The sequence below is a fragment of the Acidovorax sp. CF316 genome, from assembly GCF_000276605.1.
Classification (GTDB): Bacteria; Pseudomonadota; Gammaproteobacteria; order Burkholderiales; family Burkholderiaceae_C; genus Acidovorax.
The window spans coordinates 1-10462 of the sequence record NZ_AKJX01000238.1; the positions used below are offsets into that span (position 1 = coordinate 1).

General features: G+C 69.6%; 10 protein-coding genes. 1 reads left to right on the forward strand and 9 read right to left on the reverse strand.

Going from position 1 to position 10462, the window contains the following annotated elements; translation table 11 throughout:
• The 7 genes from PMI14_RS28195 to PMI14_RS28225 form a co-directional block, all read right to left on the reverse strand.
• Positions 1-637 (reverse strand): fumarate hydratase (locus PMI14_RS28195; protein WP_007859960.1); only part of this gene is annotated, 637 nt, incomplete at its 3' end.
• A 7-nt stretch (positions 638-644) separates the two neighbouring features.
• Positions 645-1640, reverse strand: coding sequence for a tripartite tricarboxylate transporter substrate binding protein (locus PMI14_RS28200; RefSeq protein ID WP_238541921.1), 996 nt, complete (start codon positions 1638-1640; stop codon positions 645-647).
• Positions 1641-1674: 34 nt separating this feature from the next.
• The gene (gene maiA, locus PMI14_RS28205; protein ID WP_007859968.1) at positions 1675-2331 is read right to left on the reverse strand and encodes a maleylacetoacetate isomerase; all 657 of its coding nucleotides are present in this window, start codon (positions 2329-2331) and stop codon (positions 1675-1677) included.
• A complete protein-coding gene (locus PMI14_RS28210) occupies positions 2328-3311 on the reverse strand; it encodes a fumarylacetoacetate hydrolase family protein (protein ID WP_007859970.1) in 984 nt (327 codons plus the stop codon). Before PMI14_RS28210 ends, maiA begins: the two co-directional genes overlap by 4 nt.
• Before the next feature lie 24 nt (positions 3312-3335).
• The gene (locus tag PMI14_RS28215; RefSeq protein ID WP_007859972.1) at positions 3336-4301 is read right to left on the reverse strand and encodes an MBL fold metallo-hydrolase; all 966 of its coding nucleotides are present in this window, start codon (positions 4299-4301) and stop codon (positions 3336-3338) included.
• A 26-nt stretch (positions 4302-4327) separates the two neighbouring features.
• Entirely contained in the window at positions 4328-4534 is a 207-nt protein-coding gene (locus tag PMI14_RS28220; protein WP_007859974.1) for a DUF2783 domain-containing protein, read from the reverse strand.
• Positions 4509-6158, reverse strand: coding sequence for an FAD-dependent oxidoreductase (locus tag PMI14_RS28225; protein WP_007859976.1), 1650 nt, complete (start codon positions 6156-6158; stop codon positions 4509-4511). Before PMI14_RS28225 ends, PMI14_RS28220 begins: the two co-directional genes overlap by 26 nt.
• Positions 6159-6365: 207 nt before the next feature.
• On the opposite strand from PMI14_RS28225, the gene PMI14_RS28230 reads away from it, so the two are divergent.
• A complete protein-coding gene (locus PMI14_RS28230; protein WP_052024529.1) occupies positions 6366-7127 on the forward strand; it encodes a helix-turn-helix transcriptional regulator in 762 nt (253 codons plus the stop codon).
• On the opposite strand, the gene PMI14_RS28235 is transcribed toward PMI14_RS28230, so the two are convergent.
• Entirely contained in the window at positions 7122-7754 is a 633-nt protein-coding gene (locus PMI14_RS28235) for an exopolysaccharide biosynthesis protein (RefSeq protein WP_007859980.1), read from the reverse strand. The genes PMI14_RS28230 and PMI14_RS28235 overlap by 6 nt on opposite strands.
• A 65-nt stretch (positions 7755-7819) precedes the next feature.
• Positions 7820-10339, reverse strand: coding sequence for a cbb3-type cytochrome c oxidase subunit I (locus PMI14_RS28240; RefSeq protein WP_007859982.1), 2520 nt, complete (start codon positions 10337-10339; stop codon positions 7820-7822).
• Positions 10340-10462: the final 123 nt, after the last annotated feature.

A 10462-nucleotide genomic window follows, 5' to 3' on the forward strand; every position in this document is an offset into this window, starting at 1 on the left:
CCATCAGGCTTTCCTTGGCCATGACCATCGACTTCTCGGCGCTGCCGCCTATGCCTATCCCGAGCATGCCCGGAGGGCACCATCCTGCGCCCATGGTGGGGACCGTCTTGAGAACCCAGTCCACCACGCTGTCGCCAGGATTGAGCATGGCGAATTGGCTTTTGTTCTCGCTTCCTCCCCCTTTGGCGGCGATGAACACTTCCAAGGTGTTGCCGGGAACGATCTCGGCAAAGATCACCGCAGGCGTATTGTCCCTGGTGTTCTTGCGCTCGAACTGGGGGTCCGCCACTACGGACGCCCGAAGCGGATTGGCGGGATCGGTGTAGGCGCGCCGTACCCCTGCATTGATGGAATCATCCAGGGTACCCTCGAACCCCGCCCACCGGACATCCATCCCCACTTTCAGGAACACGTTCACGACGCCCGTGTCCTGGCATACGGGGCGCCGGCCGGTGGCGCTCATCTTGCTGCTCGCCAGGATTTGTGCAATCGCATCCTTCGCGGCCCGGCTTTGCTCTTTCTCATACGCCCTCGCCAAGTGAGCGATGTAGTCCGGTGGATGGTAGTAGCTGATGAACTGCAGCGCAGCAGCAACGGACTCGACGAGATCGTCGTATTGGATCGTGGTGGTGGTCACGGGCACCTCAATCGACCTTGATGCCGCGCTCGCGGATCAGCTTGCCCCAGCGCTCGCGCTCGGTACCGACGTAGCTGGCCATCTGCTGCGGGGTGCCGGGCGTGGGCTCCACGCCCATGGCGAGCAGCTTGCCCTGCACCGCCTCGGACTGGAGCGCCGCGACCAGCGCGGCGTTGAAGCGCTTCACGTCCTCGGCCGAGGTGGCCGTGGGCACCGTGAGGCCCTGCCACGAATAGGCGTCGAACCCGGTCAACCCCTGCTCGGCCAGCGTCTGCAGCTGGGGCAGCACGCGCGTGCGCTGCTCGGTGGTGACGCCCAGCGCCCGCAGCTTGCCGCCCGCGATGTGCGGCAGGCCGCTGGCCGAATCGATCAGCATGCAATCCACCTGGTTGCCCAGCAGGTCCTGCACCGCAGGCGCGGCGCCCCGGTAGGGCACGTGCACGAGGTTCAGGCCCGTGCGCTCGCGCAGCAGCTCGGTGGCCAGGTGGTGGGCCGTGCCGGAACCGGGCGAGGCGTAGGTCACCCCTTGCGGAAGTGCTTTGGCCCAGGCCAGGAACTCCTTGAAGTTGCTGGCCGGCACCCGGGGCGCGACCACCAGGATCAGCGGAAAGCGCGCCATCATGCCGACCGGCGCGAGGTCTTTGGCCGCGTCGTAGCTGAGCTTGTCGAACAGCGCGGGGTTGGCCGCCAGGGTCGCAAAATCGCCGCTGAACAGGGTGCGGCCACGTTCGCGCGAGCGGGCCACATAGTCGGCCGCGATATTGGTCGCCGCCCCGGGCTTGTTGACGATGACGATGGCCTGCCCCAGTGCCTTGCCCATGGATTCGGCCAGCAGCCGGGCCACCACGTCGGAGCCGCCGCCGGCGGCATAGCCCACCACCCATTCGATGGGCCGGGTGTCGGCGCCGTTGGCCCGCGCCCAATGGGACAGGGGCAGCAGGCAGGCGCCCGCCAGCATGGCGCGCCGTTCGGGCATTTCAGGCACTGAAAAGGGTTTGGTCATCATGGTCTCCTGGTGGTTCTTGTAGGGGTTGTTGTCAGCGCGCATCCACCTGGCTGGCGGGCTGGGCGCGCTGGAAGGCCGGCAGCGCCATGCAGGCCTGCTCGATATGCCGCACGCGTTCATAAGGTCCGAGGTCGAGTTCGAAGCGCCGCGCATTGAACAGCTGCGGCACCAGGAAGCAATCGACGATGGAGGGCGATGCACCCAGCGCGTAGTCACCGGTGGCGGGCACACGGTGGAGCTCTGCCTCCATGCGGGCCAGGCCCTCGGCGCACCAGTGGCGGTACCAGATGCCAACCTCGGACTCGGGCAGGCCCAGCGTGCCGCGCAGGTACTGGAGCACGCGCAGGTTGTTGAGCGGGTGGATCTCGCAGGCCACGAGCTGGGCCAGCGCGCGGGCGCGGGCCTTCTCGGGCTCGCCCACAGGCAGCAACGGCACGGCCGGAAAGCGCGCATCAAGGTACTCGATGATGGGCATCGACTGCTGCAGCCGCAGCCCGTCGATCTCGAGCAAGGGCACGAGGCCGAAGCTTGCGATCTCGCGGTAGGCCTCGCCGCAGTGCGCGCCGGCCGCCAGTTGCCACGGCACCGGCTCCCAGGCCAGGCCCTTGAGCTCCAGCGCAATGCGCACCCGAAACGCCGCCGAGCTGCGAAAGTAGGTGTGCAGGCGCAAGCCCGGCCCTGCGCTCATGCCGCCGCCCCCGTGCGCACGGTCTGCTCGATGGCGCCGAACAGGCTGTGCCCCGCCGCATCACGCACCTCGATGCGCACCCGGTCGCCGTGGCGCAGAAAGGGAGTGAGCACACTCGCCCCGCCCAGTTGCTCGCGCACGCGGCGCTCGGCCAGGCAGCTCACGCCCGCGGCCGGGTCGCGGTTGGACACGGTGCCGCTACCCACGATGGTGCCGGCCACCAGCCGGCGCGTGCGCGCGGCATGCGCGATCAGTTGCCCGAAATCGAAGTCCATGTCCACGCCGGCATGGGGCGCGCCCAGGCGTTCGCCGTTGAGCGTGGACACCAGCGGCAGGTGCAGCTTGCCGCCGCGCCAATGCGGGCCCAGCTCGTCGGGCGTGGCGAACACCGGGGACAAGGCCGTGGCCGGCTTGGACTGCAGGAAGCCGAAGCCCTTGGCGATTTCGGGCGGGACCAGGTGGCGCAGCGTGACGTCGTTGGCCAGGCCGACCAGGCGCACCCGACCCAGCGCGGCCTCGGCACTGCAGCCGATGGGCACGTCGCCCGTGACGACGACGACCTCGGCCTCCAGGTCGATGCCGAAGGCCTCGTCGGCGGCTTCGATGGGGTCGTGGGCACCCAGGAAGTCGTCCGATCCGCCCTGATACATCAGCGGCTCGCGGCGCAGTTCATCGGGCGTGTCGGCGCCGCGTGCGCGCCGCACCAGCTCCACGTGGTTCAGGTAGGCCGATGCATCGAGCCACTGGTAGGCGCGCGGCAGCGGCGCCGCGCAGGCCTCGGGGTGGAAGGCCTCGAAGGGCCCCTGCCCCGCGTCCAGGGCGTCGGCGGTGCGCTGCAGCGCGGGCGCCATGGCGTCCCACTGGTCCAGGGCGGACTGCAGGGTGGGGCATTCGGGCACGGCGCGCATGCGCTGCAGGTCGCGGCTGACGACCACGAGCTGGCCGTCGCGGCGGTGGTTTCGGAGGGTGGCGAGTTTCATGGGGTGGCTGGGGAATCGTTGGTTTCAGGACTGGATGGCGGCCCACATCTCGCGGTCGCGCACGTTGGTCCAGATGCGCGGGTTGGCGATGCCCCGGGCTTCGTCGTAGGCGCGCGAGACGTCGAAGGGAATGCAGTGCTCGTAGATGAAGACCTGGCCGAACACGGGGTCCATCACCCGCCGCGTGTCGGCATAGACCTGCTGCAGCGTGTGGCCCGCGGCCACCCCGTCGCGCGCGCACTGCAGCAGGGTCTGCACCCAATCGCGCGTGTAGGCGATGGCGTTCAGGCTGTCGGCCGCCGTGCGCAGCGCCGGGCCGCGGCCGGGCACGAGCTGCTCGGGCTTCAGGGCGGCCAGGCGGTCCAGCGTGGCGGGCCAGGCCGCCAAATGCGCGTCGCCGGTGTAGACGCCTGCATTGAACTCCACCAGGTCGCCCGAGAAGACGATGCCCTGCGAGGGGATCCAGACGATGGAGTCGCCGCTGGTATGGCCGGCGCCCAGGTGCAGCAACTGCACCTCGAGGCTGCCCAGGTGCAGGGTCAGCTCCTTGTCGAACACGATGGTTGGCCAGGTCAGGCCGGGAATGCTCTCCTGCGCTTGGAACAGCCGCGGAAAGCGGCCGATCTCCGAGGCCATGTCCTCGGCCCCGCGCTCCACGATCAGGTCGCGCGTGGCCCGGCTGGCGATCACGTTGACGGCCCCCTCGGGCACAAAGCCGGCGGCGCCCAGCACCCGCACGGCGTGGTAGTGGGTGAGCACCACGTGGCGGATGGGCAGGTCGGTCACCTCGCGGATGCGGCGCACCAGGGCTGCGGCCATCACCGGGGTGGCCGTGGCATCGATGACCATCACGCTGTCGTCGCCGATGATCACGCCGGAGTTGGGGTCGCCCTCGGCGGTGTAGGCCCAGGCGTTGGCGGACAGCTGGGTGAAGCTGGTCTTCTTCTCGGCCAGGTCGGCCTGCGAAGCGAATGCGGGGGAATGGCTCATGCGTTCTTTCGATTCAAAGGGGAAATTCAAGGGAGTGCGGGTTGCAGGCTGCGGCCGGCGGAGCGGGCCACGCTGGCGATGGCGGCCTGCAGCCGCGCGGCGTCGTCCACTTCGGCCGCGAGTGCCAGCACCAGGCGGGCGAGCAGGTCGCTTTGCACCGCGGGGGTGGCGGCGTCGGTCAGCGCGATCAGGGACTCCAGTACGTCATCAAGCTGTTGTTGCGTGCAGGTCATGGGCAGGGGCGGGTGGTGGATCGGTGGGAAGGGGCGCGAGGGCGGCGGCCAGCAGGGCCGGCACCAGCGCCGGCTGCAGGTGGGCCTGGCGGGTGGCGACATGCTGGTCGGGCCGCACAAGCCAGCACTCGCCGCTGTCAGCCCCCACGCCGAGCTGACGCAGCAGCGCCGCGCGCGCCTGCCGGTCGCAGGCCGGCGACACCAGCACCACCGCCAGCAGCGGGTGCTGCACCGAGGCCAGCGCACGCGGCAGCCGGTCGGCAAACACCAGCAGGGTGAACCAGGGGCCCAGCAGGTGGTGCAGGCTGGTGCCGCCCAGGCGCACGTCGGGCAGCGCGGCGCCCGCCCCGGCATCACCGGCCAGCAGCGGCGAATCGGTGTAGCGGCACGGGGCCGACAAGCGGCCGGTGTTGATGCAGCGTGCCGCCCAGGGCAGCTGCGGCGCCATGGAGATGATGGCCTCGCGCCAGAGCCGGGCCGCGGCCTGGCCTTGCGGGTGCACGAAGCGCGAGGAACGCCGCGCCTGCCGGATGTTCTCGAAAGCGCCCTGCTTGCGCTCTGTGGAATAGGTGTCGAGCAGCGCCTCGTCGGCGCCATGGTTCAGTACCAGGGCCAGCTTCCAGGCCAGGTTGTCGGCGTCCTGCACGCCGCCATTGCCGCCGCGCGCGCCAAACGGCGCAACGAGGTGGGCGGCATCGCCGGCAAACAGCACGCGGCCGGCGCGCAGGTCGGCCAGGCATTCGTGCCGGTAGGCCCAGACGCCGGACCAGGCGATCTCGAACACCAGGTCGTCACCGAACAAGGCGTGCACGCGGCGGCACATGGCCTCGGGCGTGGCGGCGGCCACGGCGTCCTCGTCTTCGCGCAGCTGGAAATCGAGCCGCCAGGTGTCGTCGGCCATCTTGTGGCGCCAGACCGCGCGCCCGCCGTTGGCCGAGGCGTCCAGCCAGGTCCAGCGCTCCTGGGCCCAGTCGCAGCCAGGCACCGTGATGTCGATGATGATCCAGCGGTCTTCGGTGCGGTCGTGCACCACGGGCGCCAGGCCCAGCGCAGCGCGGCTGGGGCTGGAGGCCCCGTCACAGGCCACGGCCCACTGCGCGTCCAGTTCATAAGGCCCATCGGGGGTGCCCACGGTGAGGCGCACGCCGCCCTGGTGCGAGGCCATGTGCTCGACCTTGTTGAGCCAGCGCACTTCGGCCAGCGGCTCGGCCTGCAGCGCCTCGACCAGGTACTGCTCCACGTAGTACTGCTGCAGGTTGGCAAAGCCGTTGTGGCGCAGGTCGGGCTGGTCCTGCAGGGTGTAGGAGGTGACGGGCTGGTCCCTGGCCAGCACGCGCGCCACGTTCCAGGCCACGCCCTTGGCGGTGATGCGCCCGGCGACGCCCAGGCGCTCGAAAATGTCCAGCGTGCGCTGCGCCCAGCACATGCCGCGCGAGGCCAGGCCGCGCACGCCCACGGTATCGTCGTCGTCGAGCACCAGCACGGGCACGCCGCGGCGCGCCAGGTCCAGGGCCAGCGACAGGCCGGTCAGGCCACCGCCGATGACCACGGCGGGGCGGGGATCTTGAGGGCGCCCGTCCAGTTCGGGCGGGCGGCGGTAGGGGTAGCGGGGCAGGACGTGCATGGCATCTCGGCGTTGACTGAGCTGCCATTCTCGAAAGCACCGTGTCCCCTGTCTGTCCCCTCGCAGGGGGACATGCGTGCGGCCATGGTCTGTGGCATCATTTCAGGAAAGCGCGCCTGCGCACCCCACGCAAGGCAGAGCGCACAGGAGACAAGACAATGGATTGCACAACCGCTAGCGACGCGCGATGCCTGGCTGGGGCAATGCGTGGCGGACATCGGCAGGCCGCGTTTTCATGCCCGCCTGCTCGAAGGCATCCACGCGGTGCTGGGCGCCGACCACTTCAGCCACCTGAGCTACGACCCCGAGGGCCGCATCCGCCATGCGGCGGCGGCCAGCGTGTGCAACCAGCCGCTGATCGACTCCACCACCGACATCTACGTCAAGCACCTGTACCGGCGCGACCCCAACTACCCGCTGGTGCGCGATGGCAGCACACCCGAGGCGCCCGCGCGCAGCGGCGCCGACCTGCGCCTGCTGGGCATGTCGCCAAAGGGCATCGGCGATGCGGAGTACCGGCGCGTGCTGTTCGACGAGCCCGGGTTCACGGGCAAGGTGTCGCTGCTGGGCCTGCAGGGCGGCCACCGCTGCTACCTGAACTTCTACTTCTCGCGGGTGCCGCTGGACATGGGACATGCCGCCACGCTGCTCGGCCAGTACGGCAGCACCCTCATGGGCCTGGCCTGCCGGCACGACGAACTGGCGTTTCCGCAGGAGGAGGAAAAAGAGGTGGAGTGTGATCCCTGGAGTGCCCTGTCCCCGCGCGAGCGCTCCACCGCTGAATGGCTGATGGAGGGATGCACCGCCAAGGAAATCGGCCGCAAGATGGCCCTGTCGCCCGCGACCATCGTCACCTACAAGGAGCGCATTTTCTCCAAGCTCGGCGTGGGCAGCCTGCGGGAGTTTCTGGCCTTGGGTCGCCCGCCTGAGCGCAGGCCCGCATCCCTGGGCCCGCGGCAGCTGTCATAGCAGGGTTGCGATGAGCAGCCCCGCCGCGCCGCACACCAACAGCGAGGCCACGATCATCAGCGCGCCGTCGCGCACCAGCAGGGCCAGGCCGATCAGCGCAATCGCGCCCATGGGCACCGAGCTGGCGAACGGAAACAGCTCCAGTGGCGGCACCATGCAGGCCAGCGCGATGCAGGCCAGCGCCGCCAGACGCATCCCCAGGCCCGAGGTCAGCCAGCGCAAGCGGCCGTGGAACCAGCGGTCCAGGCGCGTGGCCATGGGGCGCGCGCCGGCCACCAGGCGCTTCATCCTGGCCGCGGCCACGTCGCGCCGGGCCACCCACGCGGGCATCCACAGGCGCTTGCGGCCGCTGAGCATCTGCGCCGCAAACAGCACCACCACCACGGCCAGGGCCGTGGGCACGCCGGGAATGCCCCCCAGGGGCGATATCTCGATCAGCGCCGGTACCAGCAGAAACGGCCCGTAGCTGCGCGGGCCCACGGCGTCGACCAGGTCGGCCACAGCCACCCGCCCGTGGCTCTGGGCCAGGGCGTCGAATTCGTCGAGGATTTCGCCCAGGGTATCGGGCTGCTGACCGCCAGCGGATGGGGACAGTGCGGCGGAACGGCTTGCAACGGAAATGGTCATGCCCCAGCATGCGCACCGTGCAAGGCCGTGCGTGCCAGACAGCACCGCATCTGCAGGTGGGACCCTCACATCAACGACGGCAGCACCTGCACGATGAGCGCCCCGGCGATGCCCTGCACCGTCACGTAGTGCCAGAACAGCACCGTGTTGTCGAGCGTGGCGCGCGCGCCCTGCTGCAGGTGTCCGGACAGCGAGCGCGCCAGCAGATAGGCACCCATGATGGCGAGAATGCCCACGTGCATCGCCTGCCAGCCGAGCAGCGCGGCGACGGTGGCACTCCAGGCATCGGCACGCGGGTTCAGGCCCGCCTGCAGGTGGCCCATGAACTCCAGCGCGATGGCACCACCGGCGCAGGCCATGGCCAACACGGTGGCCACACGCAGCCAGGCCTGGCCTGTGGCCTGCGAGAAGGACCGCTGGGCCACCCACAGCGCGGCCGACCCGACCAGAAGCAGCGCGCCCGATGCGAGCGGCCAGCCGGCCTGCGGCAAGGCAGCGCCCGGTGGCGGGCAGACATCGGCTGCCATGGAGACATGCAGGTGGGCGAAGGTGGCCGAAGCGAACACGCTGGCGTCCACGCACAGCAGCACCACCACGGCCCACCACGAGTGCGAGTGGCGCCCCACCCGGCGCGTGGGCAGAAACACGCCCTCGGCCACCTCGGCCTCTGGCGCGGCCACGGGCCGGTCGGACTGCCAGAGCCAGACCACCATGGCCACCAGGGCGATCACGCCGCACAGCACCGCGGGCACCACCATCGATACCGTGAGCAGCAGGAAGAACCCGGCCGTGCCCGCCGCCGCGATGAAGGGCGACCAGCCGTCGCCAGGCAACAGCAACAGCTGGCGCGGCGTGGCATCGACCGGGCTGGTGATCAGCGACTCGCGCCCGCCGAAAATGGTGCGCGGCAGCCAGTAGGCGCCCAGCTCCGCCGCTTCGCGCAGGCCTGGGTGCTGCCACAGCGGCTCGCGCGAGCCCACGGGCGGTATGCTGCGCAGCCCGTACTCGCCGCCCGAGGCCCATTCGAGCGTGGGCGCGTTCCAGGGGTTGGCGGGCGGCCCGTCTTCGCGCAGAAACGTGCGCACCAGGTCGAAGAAGCACAGCACCACACCGAGCGCGAAGACGAAGGCCCCGGCGCTGGACAGCAGGTTGGGCCACTCCCAGCCCAGGCCCGCGTCGTAGGTGTACACCCGGCGCGGCATGCCCATGAGCCCGGCGATGTGCATGGGGAAGAAGGCCAGGTTGAAGCCCCCGAACATGAGGCCGAACACCCAGCGCCCCAGGCTCTCGGACATGCGGTGGCCATTGATCAGCGGCAGCCAGTAGTACAGCCCCGCGAACACCGGGAACACCATGCCCCCGATCAGCACGTAGTGCAGGTGGGCCACGATGAAATAGGTGTCGTGCACCTGCCAGTCGAAGGGCAGCACCGCCACCATGATGCCCGTGAGCCCGCCCAGCACGAAGATGGCGTGGAAACCCACCAGGAACAGCGTGGGCGCGTTGGCCTCGACCCGCCCGCGCCAGAAGGTGGCGATCCACGCGAACACCTGCACCGCGCTGGGCACGGCCACGGCAAAGCTTGCGGCCGACACCAAGTGCATGGTGAACGAGCCCAGCCCGGCCGTGAACATGTGGTGCACCCACAGCGCAAAGCTGAGAAGGCCCACGCCCAGCAGTGCGGCCACCACCCAGCGGTAGCCCACGATGGGCGTGCGCGCCAGCGCCGGCACCATCATCGACACCATGCCTGCGGCGGGCAGGAAAATGATGTACACCTCGGGATGGCCGAAAAACCAGAACAGGTGCTGCCACAGCACCGGATCGCCCCCGCGCGCGGGGATGAAGAAGGGCCAGTCGAACGCACGCTCCATCTCCAGCAGCAGCGTGCCCGCGATGATGGCCGGGAACGCGAACACGATCATCAGCGCCGTGACCAGCATGGCCCAGGCGTAGATGGGCATGCGCATCAGCGTCATGCCCGGCGCGCGCGTGAAGAGGATGCCGATGATGATCTCGATGGCCCCGGCGATGGCCGATATCTCGATGAAGCCGATGCCCAGCAGCCACCAGTCGGCCCCCACCCCGGGCGAATGCTCCTTGCCCGTGAGCGGCGGGTACATGAACCAGCCGCCATCGGGCGAGGCGCCGAAGAAGATGGTGCCGAAGAACACGGTGCCGCCGATGGCGTAGGCCCAGAACCCATAGGCCGACAGGCGCGGGAAGGGCATGTCGCGCGTGCCCAGCATGCCGGGCAGCAGGTACACGGCCATGGCTTCGACCACGGGCACGGCGAAGAGGAACATCATCACCGTGCCGTGCATGGTGAAGATCTGGTTGTAGGTGGCGGCCGATACCAGGCCGGCCTGCGGTACGGCCAGTTGGGCACGCATGATGAGGCCGAGCACGCCGGCGAGGATGAAGAACATCAGGGCGGTGGCTATGTAGAACAGGCCGACCTGGGTGTTGTTGACGGCGGAGAGTCTTCTCCAGCCTTTGGGTGGAGGTTTCCAGGCGCGCTCCAGGGCCTCGCGTTCGCCTGGGGGGCGGGGTAAGGGGTTGAGGGCTGGAGGGGCTTCTGTCATGGTGTTCCCCGTGGTTGCCCTGTGCTATGGCCGTTTTTCTGTGGTTGCTTTGTGCCTTGGTTGAGTGCGGGGGCCGGGATGTGCGCCCGGCGGCGCAGTAACTTTCTCTTGCGTCGCCAAGAG